Genomic DNA, 22,116 nt, shown 5'->3' on the forward strand with positions numbered 1-22,116 from the left:
ATACCGCAAGCACTTGATTCCAAACAAAACGTGCAGAACCAACAAGGTTATTTAAGATAACCTCTTGTTCTGCATTAGGCTCAAGCCTAAATTTGTACGCTTTATTAATTTTCATAATGAATGCTTTATTAGTCAGTGTGTTTGTTATTTATACCATGTTATACTATATAACATAAACAATAAAGGGTATTTATTATAATGAGTGAGATATATAAAAACCGTCATTCTGCTTATAATCTGCATGTGCATTTGGTATTCATCACTAAGTATCGCAAAAAGGTTTTAGCTGATAATCATCGTCAATACTTTAAAGAAGTTGTTGCTGAGATATGCAAGGATTTTGGTGCAGAACTCAAGGAATGTAACGGTGAAGGCGATCATGTTCACATGCTAATTCAATACCCACCAACGGTACAACTAAGTAAGATGGTTAATAATCTAAAGTCGGTCACAAGCCGGCGAATGAGAGCCAACTTCATTGACTTAAGGGCGGCTTATAATAAGCCTGTTTTGTGGTCACGCTCTTACTTTGCCGGCTCATGTGGCGGAGCGCCGTTGGAGATTATTAAGCAATACATTCAAAATCAGCAGAGTTAGGCTATACGAAATTCACCTCCACCCTAGCGTCGGGTGGAGTCCTCTTTCGTTAGATTGATAGATTAGAGGTTTTTATTGCTATATTGATGAAAGATAAACGATTATAAAAATTAGATAGAAAAATCATTACTCAAAAAGCTGGCTGTTATAAACAGTCAGCTTTTTTGGTTGAAAATCTAGTTTACGGCATTGTAAATAATTTACTGCTTGTGGCCAATCAGCCGCTATTTTTGGCGCCTCTTGCCGAGCGGCAATCATACTGGCAGCATTTATCCAGCCCGCATGACCGACTGCTAATACTGGTTTTTGACCACTATTTTGCGCAGCCATCTCATTTAACCAGTTTTCCACACGCTCAAATAACTGCTGTAAACTCTCGCCGCCCTTAGGGGCAAAATCTGCAAAATGATCACACCAATCATCAATCTCTCCTTTAGGAATTTGCGCCCAAGGCCTGCCATCCCAGCCGCCAAAATCAATCTCTGCCAGCTCAGGGGCGACATGATATTGAAAGCCATGCGGCGCCAATATTTCTCCGACTTTTAACGAGCGCTGTAGTGGGCTGACCCAAATCACTTTTGGCAATTGATGAAAACGCACGAAGCGCTGTATTTTATTAGCAAGGCGTTTAATTTTGCGTTTATCGACACTGATATCAGTCTGTCCGATACAAAAGCCATTAGCCGCAATGGGCTTTGGATGGCGCCAAATATACAAAACCATTCGCTATCATTATCCTTTCTAAATAGTACGCTTAAAATTAAATAAAAGGGTTCGAGGCAGCAAGTCCGATATAAATAGCAATTTCACTTAACTGCTGCGTGGCGCCTAACCCATCACCGGTATAGCCATCTAAACGCCTGCGCAACAAGCGCCGCATATAATCCGTCGCTACGATGCCTAGTAATAAAGCCAATGACCATTGCCAAATACCAATTTGCTGCACGGTATTAGGAAATAGGAGCACGACCAGCAAGCCCGCTAATATGAGCCAACCACTGCTCAATAATCCTTGTAATGGCGTCAGCTGCTGCGCCATCGGTTTGGCTTTAGCATGCTCAATCTCACCGCCGTAAGGCAATAGCGCCAGTAAACTAATACATAATAAACGTGAGAGCGTATGTCCAATAATCAGCGCCACAATAGCCACTGATAAAGACATAGACGCCAATAAGCTGATTTTGATAAGTAACGCCGAGACCAATCCTAGTACACCATAAGTCCCTAAGCGCGAATCCTTCATAATGGTTAAAGTACGCGCGCGAGTCAGACCACCACCTAGACCATCACAGCTATCCGCAAGTCCATCTTCATGAAAAGCGCCAGTGAGCCTAATTCCAAAGGCCGTACTTACCACTGCCGCCACCAAAGGCGTAAATAAAAAACTACACAGCCAAAATATACCTGCACAAAGCAACCCAACTAACAGACCTACCCCAGGAAAATGACGGCTGCTCTGGTGCAACCACTGCGGATTGTAATTGGCAAATTGCGGTACGGGCAGACGCGTTAAAAACTGTACTGCTACTAACAATAAACGCCATTCATACTTTATAAATTGACTAATACTTGGTTTAGACGGAGACTGGGGTAATGCATTTGGTTGATTCAATGTCTGATTTAATGGTTGTTTTGATGGCTTTTTTGATAATTGTGACATTAGCTATTTTGTCCACTGATACCAGCATCATTAAAACTTGCCATCTCATTGATAATCGCACAAGCCGACTGTAATAATGGATACGCCAGCGCCGCGCCACTACCCTCACCTAGGCGCATACCCATATTGAGTAACGGCTCAGCATTGAGCAGTTTTAATAAATGCGTATGTCCCGGCTCGACAGAATGATGAGCAAAGACAGCATATTGAGCAACACCAGGCGCTAGACGCTCGGCGACCAATAACGCACTACTAGCGATAAAACCGTCGATAAGAAGAATACGGCGCTCACTGGCTGCTTGCATCAGCGCCCCTGCCATCATCGCAATCTCAAGCCCGCCTAATGCCGCAAGTATGTCGAATGGCGTTTGCGCTTCACTGTGCCGCGCTAATACTTGAGTTAAAATACTTGCCTTGTGCTTTAATCCTGCATCATCAAGGCCAGTGCCGCGACCGATACAAGCATTAATCGGTATATCGCCCAATCTTGCCAGTAATAAACTGGCTGCGGATGTATTACCGATCCCCATTTCACCGACAACCAATAGATTGCCCACTGAGTTTTCGACAACTTTCATGCCGTTCTCTAATGCCGCTAAGCACTCTTCTGCTGTCATGGCAGGCTCGCTAAGGGCGTCGCGGCTTCCATGACGCACTTTATAATCGAGCAGTTGCGCGTGGTCTTTAAAAGGAGAATTGGCAAAGTCGGCATTGACACCAGCATCGACCACTTTTAGCTCCATATGATGCTGACGCGCTAAAACATTGATAGCAGCACCGCCTTGCAAAAAATTATAAACCATCTGCGCCGTTACCGCGCTAGGATATGCTGAGGTACCATGCTTGGTTAGGCCATGGTCGGCAGCAAATACCCGAATTTGCGGTTGCGTAATTTGCGGCGTGGTCGTACCTTGAATCATGCCCAAATGCACCGCGAGCGTCTCCAAGCGTCCAAGGGCGCCCAGTGGCTTGGTTTTTTGGTCAACGATTTGCTGCAATTGTTGGTACAGCTCGTTATTTTCTATGTTTGCAATCGTTGGTGCTATAAATGTGTTCAAGCAAACCACCCTAGTATTTATACAATTAAAACAAAACCCACATACTAGCAGAGTATCTCAGCTTTACCACGAATAAAATCAAATGAGAGCCGAATAGACTCCCTAGTAGGATAGATTTACGATAGAATATGCACCTTTAAAAATTCATATCACTATTGATGTTAAGCTAGACGCCAAACTCACTAAATGCTGTGTGAGTTGCATTAATAGCGATAAGAGATTAACAACTATATAGAGACAGTAATGATCGTATTTTGGCTGCTGCTGACCATTCTTTTTATCATTTTTGCCACTGCGAAGTTAAAATGGCATCCTTTTTTAGTATTGATACTATCTGCCTTTCTGGTCGCGCTTTTTTATCAAGTACCGCTTAATACGGTCGCAAAAACTATCTCTGATGGCTTTGGCGGTATCTTAGGATATATCGGGTTGGTGATTGTGTTTGGAACCATTATTGGCCTAATCCTTGAGAAAACGGGTGCCGCCATCGTGATGGCAGAAACCGTCATTAAAGTTTTGGGACCGCGTTTCCCTACTTTGACCATGTCTATCGTTGGTGCTGTCGTATCTGTACCCGTGTTCTGCGACTCAGGCTATATTATTTTAAACTCGTTAAAAGAGTCTTTGGCTGAGCGTTTAAAAGTTTCGAGCGTGGCAATGAGTGTCGCATTAGCGACTGGCTTATATGCCACTCATACCTTTGTGCCGCCAACACCCGGTCCAATTGCAGCAGCGGGCAACTTGGGTCTTGAGTCAAACTTGGGCTTGGTCATCATGGTCGGTGTTGTAGTCACCACCGTTGCGGTACTTGCTGGTTGGCTGTGGTCAAATCGCTTCCTTGACGCCACGCCTGACAATATTGATGCCCTTGACGCAGTCGCCGTACCAGATAATATGAAGACTCGTGACGACTACAGCAAACTGCCATCAGCGACTATGGCATTTTTACCTATTATCGTGCCCATTGTATTGATTTGCTTATCGTCTATTGCCAATTTACCCAGCACACCATTTGGTAGCGGCATACTAACCGATATTCTCATATTTATTGGCAACCCATTAACCGCCCTATTAATTGGTTTGTTTTTATCATTCTTACTGATTAATACTGACCAAAAAACACAGCAGATTAGTGACAGCATCTCACAAGGCTTGGTAGTCGCAGCGCCTATTCTTTTAATTACTGGTGCTGGTGGCGCGTTTGGCGCTATGCTAAAAGTTACGCCAATCGGTGATTATTTGGGTACTACGTTATCTGCCCTAGGGCTTGGTATTTTTATGCCATTTATCGTTTCTGCGGCGCTCAAAACAGCGCAAGGTTCAACCACTGTTGCTTTGGTCACTACTTCGGCGATGGTCGCTCCATTATTAGGTCAAATAGGTCTTGATAGTGAGCTTGGTCGCGTATTTTGTGTGATGGCGATTGGTGCAGGCGCGATGACTGTCTCGCATGCTAATGACAGCTTCTTTTGGATTGTTAGCCAGTTTAGTCGTATGAGTGTGGCGCAGGCTTACAAAGCCCATTCTATGGCGACAGGTATTCAAGGCGTGACCAGCATCATCTTTATTTGGCTATTGACCTTGGTATTTATCTAGCGCCTTAAGTAAATTATTGAAAGTCAATTTTTAAAATTTAAGTAATTAAAAAAGACTCAAAGAAACATTTAAAGAGAAAGTCATGAAAATTTTAATCGCCCCTGACTCTTTTAAAGAAAGTGTAGAAGCACTGGATGTCTGCCACGCTATTCAATCTGGCTTCAGCCAAGTGTTTCCTGACGCTGACTATAAACTGCTACCGATGGCGGATGGCGGCGAAGGGACTTCTGCAGTGTTGTCTTATGTGTTAGGTGGACGCTGGAAAGAAGTGCGTGTCCATGACCCTTTAATGCGACCAATTAACGCAAAATATTTATTACTCCCTGATGCAACTGCGGTCATTGAAGTCGCTCAAGCTTGTGGCTTACATCTATTGACGGTAGCAGAGCGTAATCCTGTCATTGCTAGCAGCTATGGCGTCGGCGAATTGATTGAGGATGCTCTAAATGAAGGCGTCAAGCGGATTATCATTGGTCTTGGTGGCAGTGCTACCAATGATGCAGGACTTGGTATGTTAACGGCGCTTGGTATGACGTTTCATGATAGTAATGACAACATCTTAGCCCAAGGCGGCGGCGCACTTGCTAACTTGCAACGATTGGATGCGACCAGCTTTCATGCAAGCGTCTTAAACACGGTGTTTGAAGTGGCTTGTGATGTCACCAATCCGTTATGTGGTGAATTGGGTGCCAGTGCCATATTTGGTCCTCAAAAAGGCGCTAGCCCGCAGCAAGTCCATGAGCTAGATAAATCGTTAACGCATTTTGTAAATGTGTGCGAGCAGCATGGCTATCAAGGCCATCAAGAGGTAGCAGGTGCCGGTGCAGCAGGTGGACTGGGCTATGCGTTAATGAGCTTTTGCCAAGCGGAGTTAAAGTCAGGTTTTGATACAGTGGCAAAAGTGGCCAATTTATCACAGCATATCGCCGATGCAGACTTGGTCATCACTGGTGAAGGCAAGCTTGATGCTCAGTCTGCTATGGGCAAAGTGGCAGGTGGTATTAGCCAAATTGCTAAATTGAGTCATACCCCCGTGATTGCTATTTGCGGCAGTGTTGATGGGCTAAAATCCGCTCAGACTAGCCAGTTTGACATCATTGTGCCCAGTATCCAAAAGCTAGATTCCCTCGATAATGTCTTTAAAAACGCTTATAACAATATTGAAATTACCGCTACGAATATTGCCGCAGCAATAAAATTGGGTCAACGCCTAAAACAGTATTTATAGAGCTATATTATAGATGCTTAATTGGTAAGCTCGCTTTTTGTATCATAAAAAATGCTTTTCTCAATAACCAATAGCTTTAACAAAGCTACTCTGCCAACAACTTCGCCAACAATTCATTTATTTCGACTTTAAACTCTTTATCTTCGATTTTATTGGCGCTGATTTTAGCGTTTTGTAGACTTTTGATCGCAGCATCGGTTTGGCCCAACTCGATTTGCAGCTCAGCCATCGAAAAAGCAATCGATGCTAAATGGTCTTTTGAATTAATCGCTGCGGCTTTATCTAATGCTTTTTGATAGATAACCAGCGCTTCATCCAAATCCTCGGTAAAGTCAGCCAAGGTTTCCCACTGTTCAGGATGGTCTTTATCGCTTTTTTCATTTTCAATGCAAAGCTCCTTTAGCTGCGCATATAGCGCATCAAAGGTTTTTTGATCGTTCTTACTGTCCGCTTCTAGCAGCTTTTCTGCTAAAACATAGATGGATTTATATATTTTGGTATTAATCATGATGGGTTAACCTGTTGGTTGCGCGTTATAGGCGTTGAATGATGTTGATTATAGACTAATTTATAACAATAGCTCATAGAAAAGGGCGTGATAGCGATCACACCCTTTTATTTTATCTGGCTTTCAATCTTAGCATCTACGATACACAGCTAGATTCAGTCATTAAACGCTCGTAATTATTCCGCAGCGATAACGGTAATCTCGACCAATAACTCAGGACGAGCCAATGCTGATTCACCGCATGCACGCGCTGGTGGCTGGACGCCTTCAAACCATTTATCCCACACCTCATTCATTGCGGCAAAGTCTGACATACTTTTTAGCCAGACGGTTGCGGATAGCAGCTTTGATTTGTCACTACCAACTTCTTGCAGCAGTTTTTCGACTTTCTCTAAGCATGTCAAGGTTTGGGCTTTGATATCCTCTTCGCTATTACCCACTTGACCGGACAGATAAATGGTTTGGTTATGAATCACAATCTGACTCATACGTTGGTTACTATGCAGCTTTTGCATGAATTATTATCCTTAATTTTTAATGTTCTTAATGTTCTTAATGTTTCAGTACTCTTAAATACCTGAACTGTCAAATATATAAACGGCTCGATTTTTACTTAAACGTTATTTAGCAAAAATTAGCGAGAAAAACGCGCAGCGCTAAAGGGTTTAATATCAACCAATAATGGCTTGTCATGAATCATCTCCTCTACCAGACGACCAGTCATGGGTCCTAAGGTAAAACCCTGATGGCTATGACCAAAGGCAAACCATAATTTATCGTGCTGCGGCGCAGGACCAATGACTGGTTTCATATCCGGCATACAAGGACGTGAGCCCGCCCACGCTTCACTCTCGACGGCATCTTCTAGCGGCAGAATTTTGCGCGCGAGTTTTAATACGGTATTTAATTGGCCAAAATTCTTTGGCGCATTCATGGTGGTCATCTCAGCACCAGTGGTGATGCGGATACCTTGCTGCATCGGACCCATCACAAAGCCCTTATCCATATCAAACATACTATGGTTGATGGTGTTTTTTTCCGTGACTTTAAAATGCTGATGATAGCCACGCATTGGGAACAGCGGCAAATCATAACCAAGCGGTTTGATTAAATCGTTAGACCAAGGCCCAGCAGCAATGACTAATTTATCACTATAAAAAGTGTCAGTGTCGGTAACAACTTTCCAGCCATCTGCTTCTTGGACGATTTCATTGACACCGCTTTCTTTGATGGTACCACCCATTTCTTGAAAGTTTTTTGCGTATGATTTCACCAATAAGCTCGGATTTGACACTTGCCAAGAGTTTAGCCAATGAATCGCGCCAACGAACTCATCAAAATTGGCGCTCGGCTCCATCGCTTTTAATTCGTCAAGCGTCAAAACATTGTGCTCAACGCCCTGATCACGGTCTTTGATTGCAGCATCAATAGCTGCTTTAAACGTCTCTTCAGAGCGATGCAACTGTAACCAGCCTTTGCGGCTAATCAAATATTCAGCGCCAGACGCTTCAATCATGGTTTGGTGTTCACTGGTGCAATGTTCAATCAGTGTCTGCCACTCCGCTTCGATTTTTTTAATTGAAGCTGGCGTCGAGTATTTCCAATACTGCAATAACGCTTGATGATAGCGCAAAATCGCTGGGATTCGATAGCGAATATCAGTGCCTTGATTTGGCAATACGCGTATCATTTCAGTCAGCTGGCGTGGAAACGGATGGGTATGAATCGCCTCGCGCTGAATCAAACCAGCATTGCCATATGAAGTCTCAGAGCCCGGTAGTTTTTTGTCCAATAGTAAAACTTTGGCGTTATTTTTTTGTAAATGCCAAGCCGCTGAGGTGCCGACCATACCTGCACCGATAACGATCACTTCGTAGCGCATAACACGTCCTTTTTTAAGATTTTAATACAGAATATCAAGGTTGAGAAATAACAAATAAGGGAGTAATAGTAACGCATTGCGCATCAGATTAAACCCTTATCATAGAAATATTTTTTCTATTCCATACTTTTGGTTATGCGTTTAATTGAAAGCTATTTCTGATAGGAATAATGTAGAAATTATTAAGAAATTAGACCTATTTTGGCTAATCAAAATGCAAGGAATAAACCAATCACCACCAAATTGGATCCTCACTTGCTAGTGTTTCTAAAAGCCTTTTACTGGTCTCGACCGTCAACTTATCGGCAGGTAGCTCAGCGATGAACCGTGACGGCTTATCAAAGTAACCCGAATAGCTTGAGAAATACTCGGGCGCAGTTAAAAATAATCTGCTCTTAGCACGGCTACAAGCAACATAAAACAGCTTACGCTCCTCCTCTAACTCTTCAAAATCACTGAGCGAGCGATAGTGCGGCGTCATACCATCGACGAGAGAGTTGACAAATACCACTGGCCATTCAAGCCCTTTGGCACTATGAATGGTAGAAATGGTAACTTTATCATTACTATTTTCGTCTTTTTCAGGCTCGCCTGCGGTAGCAACTGAATCATTGGGCGGATCGAGGGCAAGATTTTCTAAGAATTTATCGAGGCTGTCGTACTCTGTTGCTAGGTTTTTAAGCACACGAAAATCTTCACTACGCTCGCGCCAATTCTCTTCAATCGTTTTTAATACAGGAATATAAAACGCTAAAATTCGCTCAATCACTATTTCCACTGACTCTGCCTGACTGGCTTTGGTTAAAGTCGTATGCAATGATTTAAGCTGTGGGCTTTTCTTCGCAAATGATGGTGCTAATAGCGGCTCAAAAGTATTGTTGTTAACATTATTATTAACATTGTTATCGGCATTAATCGCTTGGGTTAAGCGCGTCGCCGTTACTGCCCCTACCCCTTTAAACAAGGTTAAAATACGGTGCCATGCAATGGTATCATTTGGGTTATAAAGTATTTTGACAAAGGCTAAAACGTCCTTGATATGACGCCGCTCAATAAAGCGAATGCCGCCCACGACGATAAAGGGAATATTGCGTTCCATAAATTCAAGCTGAACGTAGTTGGATTGAAAAGATGTGCGGCACAAGACAGCAAAGTCCTCATAATCGTAATCTGGTTTTAATTCGATAATTTTATCTGCAATATATTTAGCCTCTTTTGTTTCATCACTTAAACGGCGAAATATTGGCTTGATGCCTTCTATAGATGCGCCCGAGTACAATTGCTTTTGATAGCCCAACGTAATTTGCGCCGATAAAGCATTGATATAATCCAGCACCGCTGGCGTACTGCGATAATTTTGCTCTAATTTAATCAGTTTTGCTTCGGGGTAGCTTTCGCCAAATAGTAAGATATTTTCATAATTGGCACCGCGAAAAGCATAGATGCTTTGGTTGTCATCACCAACGACCATCAGCGATACCGACGCCGGCGCACAAATCAAATCTATCAGCTCTTTTTGCGGAATATTGGTGTCTTGATATTCATCGACCATGACATAACGATAGTGCTGTTGCAGTAGCTTTCGAAAGGTATCATTGTGCTTTAGATGGCGCACCACTTGGCTGATGATGTCATCAAAATCATATAAATGATTGGCGCGCTTATATTCATGAAAGTCGACCGCCAATTGCTCAATAACTGGAATATGCACAGCGATATCAGGATAACTGCTTTCGATTAAGTCGCGAATATGAATGCGCCGATTTCTAGAAGTTGAAAAGATATTTTGCAAGGTTTTTTTGCGCGGAAACGCCTGATTGGTTATTTTGGTTGGATACTTTTTTTCTTTATTAATCAAATCAATCGCATCTTCACTATCGCCGGTATCTAAAATCGTAAAGCGCGGATTGATACCAAGTAGCCCAGAATATTGGCGCAATAACATATTGCAAAATGAGTGAAAAGTGCCGCTGGTGATATCGTTTAGCGCTTTGCTATTTATGTGGTCATTGTCCGAAAGACGGCTAGCCAGTAACGTTCTAGCACGACTTTTGATTTCATTGGCCGCTTTTCGGGTAAAGGTTAATAGCAAAATCTCTTTTGGCGCGACGCCATTTTCTATCAAATAGCTGGTTCTATAAGTCAAGGTTTTGGTTTTACCAGAGCCTGCACCGGCGATGACCAATACTTTGCCCTCAATAGTCGTGGCAGCCAACAACTGGTTAGGGTTCAGCTCACGAGCGTAATCCACTTGCAACCCTAAATGACTGGCAAGCCGTTGCTCTAATATTTCAGCATCCGCATTTATCAAGTTGGCCTCGAGCTTTTTAATCGCCTGCTCAAGCCGCGTCAGCTTGGGTTTCATGTCAACGAAATTTTGCGGATAATTATAATGGTGGGTAGCAAAAATGGTGGTCATTATTAACAATTGCCTTTGGTATGGTTTATCGTGCTGGCTATTGATGACAGCGCAGCAGCATGCATCATCATTTATAGGTAGTAGCTTATCATAATAGACAGGGCGCTGAAGGACATTGATAACGAACACTCATATGAAACGATGATATTAAAGGATGGTATTAAACCGCGGTATTAAACAGATTACTAAGTATTGTGATTGAGCGTAAAAATTAAAATAGCAAGCACAACAACCTCACCCATTTTGGCTGAAATTTGCTACAATATGCCCAATTTTGAGTTCCTATTTTACCAAGCTTTATACTGACTACATACCAAGTCTGTTATTGCCTGATTTTATTAATATATTGAGAGCATGTTATGGGTTTTAATTGCGGCATCGTCGGTCTACCAAACGTGGGTAAATCCACCCTGTTTAATGCCTTGACCAAAGCGGGTATCGCCGCTGAAAACTTCCCTTTTTGCACCAAAGATCCCAATACCGGTATCGTACCTGTGCCAGATCCACGCCTAAAAAAATTGGCTGATATCGTCAAGCCCGAGCGCGTATTACCGACAACGATGGAATTTGTCGACATCGCAGGTTTGGTTGCTGGCGCCTCAAAAGGTGAAGGTATGGGCAATCAGTTCTTGGCTAATATCCGCGAGACCGATGCGATTGCCCACGTGGTACGCTGCTTTGATGATGACAACGTCGTCCACGTTGACGGCCGCGTCAGCCCTATCGACGACATCGAAACCATCAATACCGAATTGGCATTGGCCGATTTAGAGGCCGTTGAGCGCGCTATTACCAACTTAAGCAAAAAAGCCAAAGGTGGCGATAAAGACGCGACGGCTATGCTTGATGTGTTCAAAAAAATCGAGCCATTATTAGCAGAAGGTAAAGCCGCCCGCGGTGCTAACCTAGACAAAGACGAGCAAAAACTGATCAGAAGTTATGGTCTGATTACCTTAAAGCCAACCATGTATATCGCCAACGTGAGCGAAGATGGCTTTGAAAATAACCCATATCTAGATGCAGTGCGCAACTATGCCACTGGCGAAGATTCTATTGTCATTGCCCTATGCAATCAAATCGAATCTGAAATTGCTCAGCTTGATGAAGATGACAAAAAAGACTTCCTAGCTGAAATGGATATGGAAGAGGCTGGTCTTGATCAAGTGATTCGCGGCGGTTATGATTTGCTTGATATGCAAACGTATTTTACGGCTGGCGTCAAAGAAGTCCGCGCTTGGACAGTCGCTGTTGGTGCCACAGCCCCTGAAGCTGCTGGTGTGATTCATACCGACTTTGAACGGGGTTTTATCCGCGCTGAAGTCATTGCGTATGACGACTTTATCGAGTATGGCGGCGAAAAAGGTGCAGCTGCTGCTGGCAAATCACGTTTAGAAGGCAAAACCTACATCGTGCAAGATGGCGATGTGATGCATTTCCGCTTTAACGTTTAACGTTCAACGTTTAATATTTACAAGTACAAGCGGATTGCGTGTTTACACAGTCTTAGTAGAGAACAACCAAAAGCCAGCTTCAACGCTGGCTTTTTTTATTATAATAAAGGGAATAACGTTAAAGTAATTAAATTCTCTAAAAGCAAAAATAAAATAGAATGATATAAATAACGGACGATAAATGATGACTGTTTCTGTTAATCAAACCACGAATTCTAGTGACCATTGGGCAAAACTATTTAGTGCGCAGCGTTTAGGCAGTCATAAAAAAGCTCCTGCCGAGGACAGCGCACGCTCCTCCTTTCATAAAGATTACGACAGACTGGTATTTTCACACTCCTTTCGTCAGCTGAACCAAAAAACCCAAGTTCATCCACTGACCAATCAGCTCGGTATTCATACGCGCTTAACACACTCGCTCGAAGTTTCTTGTATTGGGCGCTCTTTAGGTGTCATGGCGGCAGAGAAGCTGCATGATAAGTTGGGCGGCGGCTTACCGAACGGTGTCGCGCCCGCTGATGTCGGTGTCATTGTCCAAGCAGCTTGCCTTGCCCATGATATTGGCAACCCACCGTTTGGTCATGCCGGAGAGTACGCCATTCGTGACTGGTTTATGCATCCTGACCGTAAGCAAATCTTGCAAAATCTGAATAATAACGAGCAATTAGATTTACTGGCTTATGAAGGCAATGCACAAGGATTTCGTATATTAACCCGAAATGAGCACCACCCTGATTTAGGCGGTATGCGATTAACTTGCGCTACTTTAGGCGCGTTTATGAAATACCCTTGGCTTGCGACCCATAGCAATCCCGTTTATCAAGACAGCTCTATTGATCAAAATAACCGCATTTACCAAGGCAATCACACCACTAACATGCAAAAATTTGGCTGCTTTTATAGTGAGGCAGCGCAGTTAGAGCAGTTGGCAGAAACGTTAGGCTTGCCATATTCAAAGCAGCACGATGGCTTTGCTCGTCATCCGCTAGCCTATTTATTAGAAGCGGCAGACGATATTTGCTATGCGCTGATAGATTTGGAGGATGGCATCAATTTGAATATGCTAAGCTATGCAGAGGTTGCGGCGATTTTTTATGAGCTGATTGGTGAGCGCCCTGATACGCTTATTCTACCCACTCAAGTGTCAGTCAGACAGCGTTTGGCATCGCTGCGGGCACGGGCAATGATGCGTTTGGTCAATGCCGTCACCGATGCCTTTGTAGCCAATAGTGATACTATGTTGGCGGGGATGCTACCAGGCAGCTTGTTTGCGCACTGTGAGCCGAGCGTACAAAGTGGCATTAACCAAGCTAAGCAATTGGCACGCGAAAAGATATTTAATCACCCAAGTAAGGTACGCATGGAGCTGATGGCCAATCAATGCTTGCAGCGCCTGCTCGATGCTTTTATGCCACTCGCCTGGATAAAACAGACAAATGAGGCAAATGAAACCAATGCGCCGATAAGCCAAATATCCTTTGAGCAGCAGCGTTTGCTAAAATTACTCCAGCCGCATCTCGATGAACACCGCCGGACTCTAGCAGATAATACCTATGATAATATGCTTAATGTTTTAGACTTTATAACCGGTATGAATGACCATGAAGCCTATCGACTGGCGCAAGAGCTACAAGGACATTGGGGCACCATTGTTTAAACAACATGTTTAAGCAGCTCGTTTAAAAAGAAGTTTAGAGACAATTTAAAACCGAGCCAAACCAAAATTTAAGCAAACCATTAACGATAATCCTCTATTTTATTCGTATTTTCGCAATGAAATGAGTATGATAGACATCTATCAGGTAATTTTGAAATATTATGAGTAGTCGCGAACAAAAGAAACTTCAAACACGGCACGCTTTTTTTAATGCGGTGCTCGATTTGTGTATGACAGGACAGTCTTTTAGCTCAATCAGTCTCAGGCAAGTCACGCGTGAGGTTGGCGTGGTGCCGACCGCCTTTTATCGCCATTTTGATGACATGGAATCGCTTGGTCGCGCCTTAGTCATCGAAGAGTTGGGCGGTACGATGGCAACGTTAAGTGAAAACTTGCAAATTGGGCGCAAACGCAGTTTTGAGCGTCAAATCGCAAAAAGCATCCAAATGTTTTTATATATGGTCAGCGAGCAGCCTTGCTACTGGCAGTTCTTAGTCAGTGAACGCTATGGCGGCTCAGAGGCGGTACGCAAAGCCATCAATGAGCTGATTAAAAAACACGGCCAAAACCTAGCAGAAGACTTAGCGCTACAGCCGGCATTTACCCACATCAATACTTATGATCGTAGACTGTTGGCGGAAGCTGGGGTCAATATGTTTTTTTCTTGGATTATTGACTGGCTCGAGCTAACCTATACCGAAGATCATGATGATGAGGTCGACTTGGCTGAGGTTGAAAAGAAAAAACAGCTGATGCTGCATAATTGCACGCGCCAAGCACAAATGCTGTTTTATGGTGCCTATAACTGGAAATCTACCGAAGAAACCCGTTTAAATGATTAATTAGACTTAATTTTTGCATGCTATTTATTACTAATTATCTATAACCATTAGAAAATTGGCCTAAACGCCCAAAGTCGCTGCGTTAGCACACGCACCTCTTTGGGCTTTTTATTATCAGCGTTATTAGTATTGCCATTAGCGTTATTAGCATCACTGCTGTTTTTATTACCATTATTATCGCTGCTATTTGCTGCGTCGCCATCAGCGGCCGTTTTGCTAATAATAACGGTCGCAAAGCGTTGTCTTGCTTGACCAACCGTCGCATTATCAGAGGCGGTAATAAGTGCCATAAAGGCTTGGCTATCAACCGCTAGTAATGGCGTCAAGGCTTTGCGCTCCTCTTCTTTTACACTACTTAATACGGGCAGTTGCCAAACATCATCGACAGAGCTAAAGGCTTGTTTTGCTCGCAACTCAACGATACTCTGCATTTGCTGGCTGCTCGCACCTTCTACCAAGGCAGCAAACAAAACGGGACTGGCGGTATTAATATTAATGGGTAAATAATATGGCACCGCCGTGATATAGGGACGCAGTGTCGCTAATACTTGCGCATCAACGCCCTTTACCTCTGCTAATTGATCGATACTAAGCAATGCTTGGTTGGGTAAAGCTGTATCCGCTCCGCGATTGGACTGCTGAGCATATACCACATTTTCATCACCGCCATCTTGGTAGACCTCGCTGTCGGCATCTTGATAATCAAGTATCGCAACGGCGGTATCAGGCTCTAAATTTAGCTGTGTAAGCAGCCTTTGAAAAACGGCCAAGGCAGCAGTATCGACAGCGCCATTATGATATAAATTATTAATATTAAAACGACTGCCCTCATCGCGTAATTCGATGTCGATACTATGTCCGCCTAGGGTGTAAGGCGGTATTGGCTGCGCCCAAATATCCTGCTCGCTATCAGTATCATTTAATTTGGCATCAGCACGAATCAAGGTAACCGCCAATTGCTGACCTGCATTAATATCTTGTAAGAGTTGGTTTTGGTCAAACAATAAGCCGCTACGCCGAATGGCAATCTTTTGGCTAGCAAGCATTGCCCCTGCAACCACAGTAATACTAACTACCAATAATAAAATAGTTAGCAGTGCGACGCCACATTGAGAATTGGCTTTTATAGAGGTTATAGGCATCGTTGGCCCTATTTGTGGCTTGTTTGACATAAATAGCCTCTATCATTGACCAAAAGGGGTATTTTCAGTAGCGTTCCCTGAGCTATTATTGGCTGCATTGCCATTGGCTTCGCTATCGTTATTGGTGCCACCATTACTGTTGCCGTTATTGTTGTTATTACTATTGCTATCGCCATTAGAATTGTTAGGCGTATTTTTATGACTGGTATTTGTACTGACATTTGGTATTGGCTGCGGCGTCAGTGCCCATTGCCAAGTGATCGGCATATCTTGATACGTAAAGTTGAGCACAACCCCTTTTGGTAACAGTATAATCTCAGACGTGTTATTGGGTGAATTCGTCAACTGCGCTGATATGGTATTGTTATTAATGCTGCTGCTGTCTTTATTGGGAAATTTGGCACTTAATTCAGGTAAATAAGCTTGCCAACGTCCAGCCGTAACGCCTTCAAGCAACACACTATCTAGGCTAATGCTGTCACTGCCACCGGCAAGACTGGTATATTGACGACGAATTAAGCGTTCATCAGCAAAAATGTATTCGATATGCTGCAAACTCGCGCTGCTTTGATAACGTGGGTCAGGGTCGGCAAAACGAACAAAGCTGATACGTGCGCCTTCTAGACTCATGAAAGGTTCGGGCGCTGGTGCATTTTCTTGATTGCTATTGTTGGCGTTGTTATTACTACCATTGTTATTTGCGGTATTGTTGGTTGCGGCGTTATTAATTAAGGAATTAGCACCTTGCGTATCCACTGCCTGATAAGGAATCATTTGGTTCATATCTTGCTGTAGCTGCAGATAGGCATATTGCAAAACCGCTAAATTATCCGCATGAAACTGCGCCCGTTCACGCGCACGGTTAACGCCATCAAATACTTGCCAGCCTGCCACCGCCAGCATAGCAAATATCGCCATCGCAACCATCAGCTCAAGCAAGGTGAATCCATGATTTGATTTCATGGATTGCCTCCATTAGGGTTTAATCGGCTCAAATCCAAGCTACCAACCTCTTGCTCAGCGTTACTTAGTATCACGTTGATATCCGTTACTGCGCTGCGTGTCTGTCCATCTATAATGGGTGCAACAGCGATATTCACCTGTTTTAATGCAGGTGTGATGGCATCTGTGGCGGTCATTGTCACTTGCCAATCACGACCTTGGGCATTGATGGTTTGTGTTTTGTTGGCCGTCAGCCACGTATCTTGAATATGCAAGTCCGCTGCCGCGTTTTGTGCGACGAACTGCGCTAGCGTGCGAGTACGCAAGACATCAACTGAGCTTAAATACGCACTACTAGCTCGGCTCGCGGCAACGGCAACGACCGCCAAAATCGCTAAGGCAACCATGACCTCAATCAGGGTAAATCCGCGCTCATGCTTTGATAGAGCGGGCTTAGGGTTTGTGTAGGTCGATTTGGCTTTATCACTATCTATCATAAGTTAGCGCCCTTGCCCTATCGACATACTGCCATCGGGCATAATCGTAATCACCTCGCCCACCAAACGCGAATTATGGCGCACCTCAATCGTTACTGGCGTGGCCTGCCCTGTGCCAAACCATAGTACTTGCGGTACGTTTTGGTCGGTAAACCATGGCTGCAGCGCTTGTGTTTGGCCTGCGGTTGTTTGCTTCCCTGCATCTAGGCTTTGCACGCTTAAGCTCATGCCAGCAGGCAATTCAGGCAGACTAACTTCTGGCTCAATCTCCCAGCTTGGTGTGGGCACTTTATCTGAAGCAGCACCTGACATACTCGTCAAATCTGCTGACAGCTCCATGGCGTTCTTAGGCGTACTATCGCCTCTAGAAGACGTAGAATCTTGAGTTTGATAGACAATGTACGGGTTTGATAGCGTGACAATGACAGGCGCAATTTGACCTTGCTTATCGGCTTGTAAGCTCAAACCCATGGGCGCCATACGCTCAGCGGATAATAGCCGTACATAGCTCAGAGAATCTGTTAAATGCTCATAAAAGGCGCGGTTTTTGCGTGACTCACTACTACCGACCGACAAGCTCATCATCCCAGCAAAGATGGATAAAATGACCACCACCACTACTATTTCTACAAGGGTAAAGCCCACTTGTCCGATATGACCGCGTGGGTTAGAAACTGTGATTGAAGATATCGAGGAAGTCGGTTTTGACATACAGAAGTCATCTAGAATGGTGTCATTTTATTAGAAATGATACTGAATTGGGTAGTATGAGTATGATGGAGATAAAACGATAGATATGCCCGATTAAAAAAATAAATCTGTACACGTGTTAAAAGATAAATTTAACGTGTTGCCATACAGAAGATAGCAACACGGACCGTTATGAAATAATAGCTGACTGTGTTTGAAATAGAATAAAAAGCTAGTAATTGGTATTACGGTGCTCTTCTGATTCAGTATCGATTTGTTCTACCAATTCTTGCATATCTTCATCCATGACTTCATCATCGGCAGCTGGATAATGGCTTGGCAACTCAAGCATTTGCTGCACAAAAGCATAACGCAAGGTATCACGGCGACCTAAGTAGCGCTGATAAAAACTTGAGTTTAATAATCCTGCGCCGCCCTGACCCATCGCCCAAATCGAGGACAAATAATCACGCGTACTTAGACTACTATGCTGCTCTTGAAGATACGCACTGATAATATCAATCAAACGCTTCATGCGCTGACGACGAATATCGTAAAGCTCACCGAACAGGCGATTCAGACCCGTCACTGATGCTGCCAAACGCTCTTCGATTTGGTTAAGGAGCATGGCTTTTTGCGGATTAAATAGCTGCTGAAAAATCATCCGCGCGACGCCTGCCGAAGGACAGTCATCAATACGGTTAATCTCAAACAGCTGCTCTTCGTAACGGATAATAATACGCAGGTAGAGCTCATCTTTACTAGAGAAATGCTTATATAAGGTGCCTTTAGCCAAATCAAGCTGGTCTGCCAAACTGTCCAAAGTGATATCACCATCGCCTGACTCAAGTAGCAATTGCTCCGCCATCGCTAAGATATTTTCTTCTCGGGCCTTGAACTGATGCTGACGACTCATAATTTCTCCTAAAAACTGACAATATCATGCATACCACCGTCCCTTTTGTCAGTGTACTGGCAGCACGCTTATAAATTTTATAACGGCTACGCCAATACCATCAAAGGCAATATGCTTATGTTTGCTAAATAGTCATTGATAATCATAGGGTTAAGTTAAGCATCAAAAACACATTCAACACAGAACTACAAGACAAGCCTATAAATGACTGATTGGTCATAGCATAACCATTTTAGTGATACTGTGCCAGTAAATTTTCAAAGTTTTTTGCAGTCAATGCGCCGACTTCCTCGCCACTACAGCCATACATCTCGGCAAGATAGCTTGCCACGTATGGCACGTATGCCGGCTCATTGGGCCTGCCACGTTTAGGCACGGGTGCTAAATACGGGCTATCGGTTTCGATAAGTATTCTGTCTTTGGGCATATTTTTTGCGGCATCTTGAATCATTTGCGCACTTTTAAAACTGACGATACCTGAGAAGGAGATATAAAACCCTAAGTCTAATGCGCGTTTTGCGGTTTCCCAGTCTTCAGTAAAGCAATGGATAATACCGTGTTCAGCGCCTTCTGCTTTTAGGATATCAAGCGTATCTTCTTTGGCGTCACGCATATGCACGACAAGCGGTTTCTTTAGCTGTTGGCTGGCATAGATATGACGCGCAAGGCTAGCTTGTTGCTCTTTTTTATTTTCCGTCGACCAGTAATAGTCCAACCCCGTCTCCCCTATCGCCCACACGTGCTCAGCATCAGCCGTTTCTATCAAGCGCTCAACTGTCGCTGACTGCAATACGCCGATATCTTCACAGGGATGAATACCGACGCTCATTCCAAGATTTAGCGTTTCGTCATTATAAGTGCTGACAATATTGGCAATCTCATCATATTCAGCGAAATCACACATAATGGCCATCGCACGGGTGACATTCGCCTCTTTCATCGCCGCAATCGCGCCGGACAATTGACCATCATACTTGGTTAAATCCAAACGGTTTAGATGGCAATGCGTATCTGTAAACATAAACAATCTCGTTAATAAGAATCAATAAATAAAATTATCTTAAAATATGGATTTGGTAATAGTAATAGTATTAATTGCTCTGATAAGCTGGCTTTTCAAGTCGTGTTTAACAAACGTCTATACAAAGGCTTTTTATCAGAGCATTTTTTTAAAGAATAGTTTTTTTGAATGAGGTGTATTTTAGAGACATCCTTTAATGCAGCGGCACTACACGCATCACCTCTTCTATGGTTGTTAACCCTTCGCTAATACGCTTTGCTCCCGATAAACGTAGCGGCTGCACACCTTCGCGGTACGCTTGCTGCTTCAACGTATCCAAATTAGCATCGGCGGCGACCAGTTTTTTTAGCTCATTGGATAACGGCATAATCTCGTACAGACCAACGCGGCCTTGATAACCCGTATGGCGACAGTGCTCACAGCCCTGCGCCTTATAAACTTGTGTTGGTACAGGCGCGCGCCAAGGCTGCACCAGCTCTTGCCATTGAATGGCTATCTCACTATCTGGCGTCACATCAAGCGCTTGCTTACAATGCGGGCATAACGTCCGTAATAATCGCTGTGCCATGACGCCCAATATCGTTGCTGAGGTTAAGAACGGCTGAATACCCAAATCATGCAGACGAGTAATAGAGCTTGGTGCGTCATTGGTATGCAACGTTGATAGCACTAAATGCCCCGTCAAAGACGCTTGCACGGCCATATTGGCGGTTTCGGCATCGCGAATCTCACCGACCATAATAATGTCTGGGTCTTGACGCATCAAAGAACGAATACCGTCAGCGAAATGCAAATCAACCCCTGGATTGACCTGCATTTGATTAAAGGCCGGCTCAATCATTTCAATCGGATCTTCAATGGTACAGACATTGACCTGCTCGGTGGCGAGCTGCTTGAGCGTACTATATAAGGTGGTGGTTTTACCAGAACCCGTCGGACCCGTCACCAAGATAATCCCATTTGGATGCGCGGTCAGCTCGTGCCACGTTTCAAGCTGCTTACCCGACAGGCCAAGTTGGGCAAACGAGCGCACCAGTACTTCTGGGTCAAATACCCGCATGACAAGCTTTTCACCAAAGGCAGTCGGCATGGTAGACAGACGCAGCTCAGTTTCTAAGCCTTTGGGCGTACGGGTTTTTAGGCGTCCATCTTGCGGCTTACGCTTTTCTGCCACATTGAGCCGTCCCAAAATTTTAATACGTGCAGTGACTGCCACTATGATGGCAAGCGGCATCTCATAGACACTATGCAGCACCCCATCGATACGAAAGCGCACTTTTCCAGTCTCACGGCGCGGCTCTAGATGAATGTCGCTTGCGCGCTGCTCAAAGGCATATTGCAATAGCCAATCGACCACTTTGACGATATGTTGATCATTGGCATCGGGATTGATGTTATCGCCCAGCTGTAACAACGCTTCGACGTTGGTGACGTCCGCTGCCGCACGCTTATGTAGGGAGTTCGCGCCCGCAATCGCTTGCGTGACTTGATAAAACTCTTGCCGATAGCGATTGATTTGTTCAGGATTGATAAAGACCGTACGATAGCTTTTTGATTTAATGAGCTTTTCGATATTGCCATGCCAATCGGTATAAAATGGCTGGTCAGTACCAATAACCACTTCATCAAGCGTCACTTCAATCGGTAAAATATGCTGCGAACGCGCATACTCAAACGACATCAGCTGCGTCACTGTTGGTACATCGACCTTTAACGGATCAATACGCACCAGCGGCATATCTGCTTTGGCAGCCAACCATTGATTAAGCCATGCTAGCGTCAATTTATTCTCAGAATTATTATTAAGCGCGTGACCATTTGGCAGCCCAAACTCGCTAATCGTAATCAGCGGATGCTGCGCCTTGTTACGGCGACTGGTAATGACAAGATTATAACCGCGCTGATCAATCACCCTATCTGCCAATAATTCATCTAGGCACCAACGCAAATCAATCACTATCGAATATTTTTGAACAGGCATGGTTGTCTTCTTTTAAAGGTTTATTCTTA

The 22,116-nt window shown here is 44.0% G+C and carries 21 protein-coding genes; 6 read left to right on the forward strand and 15 right to left on the reverse strand.

The window, feature by feature from the left end; all coding sequences use genetic code 11:
- Window positions 1-115, reverse strand: a 115-nt coding sequence (locus A7325_RS13415) for a helix-turn-helix domain-containing protein (RefSeq protein WP_156508504.1), incomplete at its 3' end; no start/stop codon positions are given.
- An 83-nt stretch (window positions 116-198) separates the two neighbouring features.
- On the opposite strand from A7325_RS13415, the gene tnpA reads away from it, so the two are divergent.
- Window positions 199-597 carry an IS200/IS605 family transposase gene (gene tnpA, locus A7325_RS05710; protein ID WP_068405507.1) on the forward strand — a complete coding sequence of 133 codons (399 nt, stop codon included), beginning with the start codon at window positions 199-201 and terminating at the stop codon, window positions 595-597.
- A gap of 126 nt (window positions 598-723) precedes the next feature.
- Here the strand turns inward: tnpA and A7325_RS05715 are convergent, their stop codons facing one another.
- From A7325_RS05715 to cobT, 3 genes are read right to left on the reverse strand one after another with little or no spacing between them, the layout of a single operon-like run.
- Window positions 724-1,320 carry a histidine phosphatase family protein gene (locus A7325_RS05715; protein ID WP_068405510.1) on the reverse strand — a complete coding sequence of 199 codons (597 nt, stop codon included), beginning with the start codon at window positions 1,318-1,320 and terminating at the stop codon, window positions 724-726.
- Between the two features lie 37 nt (window positions 1,321-1,357).
- Complete coding sequence (cobS, locus tag A7325_RS05720; protein ID WP_082894306.1) at window positions 1,358-2,257, reverse strand: adenosylcobinamide-GDP ribazoletransferase; 900 nt, start codon at window positions 2,255-2,257, stop codon at window positions 1,358-1,360.
- On the reverse strand, window positions 2,257-3,324 hold the full coding sequence (gene cobT, locus A7325_RS05725) for a nicotinate-nucleotide--dimethylbenzimidazole phosphoribosyltransferase (RefSeq protein WP_228706566.1): 1,068 nt from the start codon (window positions 3,322-3,324) through the stop codon (window positions 2,257-2,259). The genes cobS and cobT overlap by 1 nt, the downstream gene beginning before the upstream one ends.
- 234 nt (window positions 3,325-3,558) lie before the next feature.
- Here cobT and A7325_RS05730 point away from each other — a divergent pair, with 234 nt between their 5' ends.
- On the forward strand, window positions 3,559-4,911 hold the full coding sequence (locus A7325_RS05730; RefSeq protein ID WP_068405516.1) for a GntP family permease: 1,353 nt from the start codon (window positions 3,559-3,561) through the stop codon (window positions 4,909-4,911).
- An 82-nt stretch (window positions 4,912-4,993) separates the two neighbouring features.
- The gene (locus A7325_RS05735; RefSeq protein ID WP_068405519.1) at window positions 4,994-6,139 is read left to right on the forward strand and encodes a glycerate kinase; all 1,146 of its coding nucleotides are present in this window, start codon (window positions 4,994-4,996) and stop codon (window positions 6,137-6,139) included.
- Between the two features lie 85 nt (window positions 6,140-6,224).
- On the opposite strand, the gene A7325_RS05740 is transcribed toward A7325_RS05735, so the two are convergent.
- The 4 genes from A7325_RS05740 to A7325_RS05755 all read right to left on the reverse strand — a co-directional run bounded on the left by A7325_RS05740 (window position 6,225) and on the right by A7325_RS05755 (window position 10,951).
- Window positions 6,225-6,647 (reverse strand): Replicative DNA helicase, encoded by a 423-nt coding sequence (locus tag A7325_RS05740; protein WP_068405522.1) that lies wholly within the window; start codon window positions 6,645-6,647, stop codon window positions 6,225-6,227.
- A 176-nt stretch (window positions 6,648-6,823) separates the two neighbouring features.
- Window positions 6,824-7,162 (reverse strand): RidA family protein, encoded by a 339-nt coding sequence (locus tag A7325_RS05745; RefSeq protein WP_068405525.1) that lies wholly within the window; start codon window positions 7,160-7,162, stop codon window positions 6,824-6,826.
- A 119-nt stretch (window positions 7,163-7,281) separates the two neighbouring features.
- A complete protein-coding gene (locus tag A7325_RS05750) occupies window positions 7,282-8,529 on the reverse strand; it encodes an NAD(P)/FAD-dependent oxidoreductase (protein ID WP_068405528.1) in 1,248 nt (415 codons plus the stop codon).
- A gap of 232 nt (window positions 8,530-8,761) precedes the next feature.
- Complete coding sequence (locus A7325_RS05755; protein WP_068405609.1) at window positions 8,762-10,951, reverse strand: ATP-dependent helicase; 2,190 nt, start codon at window positions 10,949-10,951, stop codon at window positions 8,762-8,764.
- A gap of 356 nt (window positions 10,952-11,307) precedes the next feature.
- Between A7325_RS05755 and ychF the strand changes: the two genes are divergently transcribed.
- The 3 genes from ychF (at window position 11,308) to A7325_RS05770 (ending at window position 14,898) form a co-directional block, all read left to right on the forward strand.
- Window positions 11,308-12,399 carry a redox-regulated ATPase YchF gene (gene ychF, locus A7325_RS05760; RefSeq protein WP_068405531.1) on the forward strand — a complete coding sequence of 364 codons (1,092 nt, stop codon included), beginning with the start codon at window positions 11,308-11,310 and terminating at the stop codon, window positions 12,397-12,399.
- Window positions 12,400-12,583: 184 nt separating this feature from the next.
- On the forward strand, window positions 12,584-14,056 hold the full coding sequence (locus tag A7325_RS05765; RefSeq protein ID WP_068405613.1) for a deoxyguanosinetriphosphate triphosphohydrolase: 1,473 nt from the start codon (window positions 12,584-12,586) through the stop codon (window positions 14,054-14,056).
- 161 nt (window positions 14,057-14,217) lie between these two features.
- On the forward strand, window positions 14,218-14,898 hold the full coding sequence (locus A7325_RS05770; RefSeq protein WP_068405534.1) for a TetR family transcriptional regulator: 681 nt from the start codon (window positions 14,218-14,220) through the stop codon (window positions 14,896-14,898).
- Between the two features lie 47 nt (window positions 14,899-14,945).
- On the opposite strand, the gene gspK is transcribed toward A7325_RS05770, so the two are convergent.
- The 7 genes from gspK to A7325_RS05805 all read right to left on the reverse strand — a co-directional run bounded on the left by gspK (window position 14,946) and on the right by A7325_RS05805 (window position 22,087).
- Window positions 14,946-16,070, reverse strand: coding sequence for a type II secretion system minor pseudopilin GspK (gene gspK, locus A7325_RS05775; protein ID WP_068405537.1), 1,125 nt, complete (start codon window positions 16,068-16,070; stop codon window positions 14,946-14,948).
- A 12-nt stretch (window positions 16,071-16,082) separates the two neighbouring features.
- Window positions 16,083-17,003, reverse strand: coding sequence for a type II secretion system protein J (locus A7325_RS05780; protein ID WP_068405540.1), 921 nt, complete (start codon window positions 17,001-17,003; stop codon window positions 16,083-16,085).
- Window positions 17,000-17,479 carry a type II secretion system minor pseudopilin GspI gene (gene gspI, locus A7325_RS05785; protein WP_068405543.1) on the reverse strand — a complete coding sequence of 160 codons (480 nt, stop codon included), beginning with the start codon at window positions 17,477-17,479 and terminating at the stop codon, window positions 17,000-17,002. Before gspI ends, A7325_RS05780 begins: the two co-directional genes overlap by 4 nt.
- 3 nt (window positions 17,480-17,482) lie before the next feature.
- On the reverse strand, window positions 17,483-18,190 hold the full coding sequence (locus A7325_RS05790; protein ID WP_068405546.1) for a prepilin-type N-terminal cleavage/methylation domain-containing protein: 708 nt from the start codon (window positions 18,188-18,190) through the stop codon (window positions 17,483-17,485).
- 211 nt (window positions 18,191-18,401) lie between these two features.
- A complete protein-coding gene (locus A7325_RS05795; RefSeq protein ID WP_068405549.1) occupies window positions 18,402-19,085 on the reverse strand; it encodes a TetR/AcrR family transcriptional regulator in 684 nt (227 codons plus the stop codon).
- 232 nt (window positions 19,086-19,317) lie between these two features.
- Complete coding sequence (locus A7325_RS05800) at window positions 19,318-20,106, reverse strand: TatD family hydrolase (RefSeq protein WP_068405552.1); 789 nt, start codon at window positions 20,104-20,106, stop codon at window positions 19,318-19,320.
- Window positions 20,107-20,299: 193 nt separating this feature from the next.
- A complete protein-coding gene (locus tag A7325_RS05805; RefSeq protein WP_068405555.1) occupies window positions 20,300-22,087 on the reverse strand; it encodes a GspE/PulE family protein in 1,788 nt (595 codons plus the stop codon).
- Window positions 22,088-22,116: the final 29 nt, after the last annotated feature.

The organism is Psychrobacter sp. SHUES1 (genome assembly GCF_001652315.1).
Taxonomy (GTDB): domain Bacteria; phylum Pseudomonadota; class Gammaproteobacteria; order Pseudomonadales; family Moraxellaceae; genus Psychrobacter; species Psychrobacter faecalis.

Coding starts and splice junctions, on each gene's coding strand:
- A7325_RS05740 (WP_068405522.1), bottom strand. CDS start 6,647: ATGATTAATACCAAAATATATAAATCCATCTATGTTTTAGCAGAAAAG.
- gspI (WP_068405543.1), bottom strand. CDS start 17,479: ATGATAGATAGTGATAAAGCCAAATCGACCTACACAAACCCTAAGCCC.
- A7325_RS05805 (WP_068405555.1), bottom strand. CDS start 22,087: ATGCCTGTTCAAAAATATTCGATAGTGATTGATTTGCGTTGGTGCCTA.
- A7325_RS05745 (WP_068405525.1), bottom strand. CDS start 7,162: ATGCAAAAGCTGCATAGTAACCAACGTATGAGTCAGATTGTGATTCAT.
- A7325_RS05800 (WP_068405552.1), bottom strand. CDS start 20,106: ATGTTTACAGATACGCATTGCCATCTAAACCGTTTGGATTTAACCAAG.
- A7325_RS05780 (WP_068405540.1), bottom strand. CDS start 17,003: ATGAAATCAAATCATGGATTCACCTTGCTTGAGCTGATGGTTGCGATG.
- ychF (WP_068405531.1), top strand. CDS start 11,308: ATGGGTTTTAATTGCGGCATCGTCGGTCTACCAAACGTGGGTAAATCC.
- tnpA (WP_068405507.1), top strand. CDS start 199: ATGAGTGAGATATATAAAAACCGTCATTCTGCTTATAATCTGCATGTG.
- A7325_RS05715 (WP_068405510.1), bottom strand. CDS start 1,320: ATGGTTTTGTATATTTGGCGCCATCCAAAGCCCATTGCGGCTAATGGC.
- gspK (WP_068405537.1), bottom strand. CDS start 16,070: ATGTCAAACAAGCCACAAATAGGGCCAACGATGCCTATAACCTCTATA.
- A7325_RS05765 (WP_068405613.1), top strand. CDS start 12,584: ATGACTGTTTCTGTTAATCAAACCACGAATTCTAGTGACCATTGGGCA.
- cobS (WP_082894306.1), bottom strand. CDS start 2,257: ATGTCACAATTATCAAAAAAGCCATCAAAACAACCATTAAATCAGACA.
- A7325_RS05735 (WP_068405519.1), top strand. CDS start 4,994: ATGAAAATTTTAATCGCCCCTGACTCTTTTAAAGAAAGTGTAGAAGCA.
- A7325_RS05730 (WP_068405516.1), top strand. CDS start 3,559: ATGATCGTATTTTGGCTGCTGCTGACCATTCTTTTTATCATTTTTGCC.
- A7325_RS05790 (WP_068405546.1), bottom strand. CDS start 18,190: ATGTCAAAACCGACTTCCTCGATATCTTCAATCACAGTTTCTAACCCA.
- A7325_RS05770 (WP_068405534.1), top strand. CDS start 14,218: ATGAGTAGTCGCGAACAAAAGAAACTTCAAACACGGCACGCTTTTTTT.
- A7325_RS05750 (WP_068405528.1), bottom strand. CDS start 8,529: ATGCGCTACGAAGTGATCGTTATCGGTGCAGGTATGGTCGGCACCTCA.
- A7325_RS05795 (WP_068405549.1), bottom strand. CDS start 19,085: ATGAGTCGTCAGCATCAGTTCAAGGCCCGAGAAGAAAATATCTTAGCG.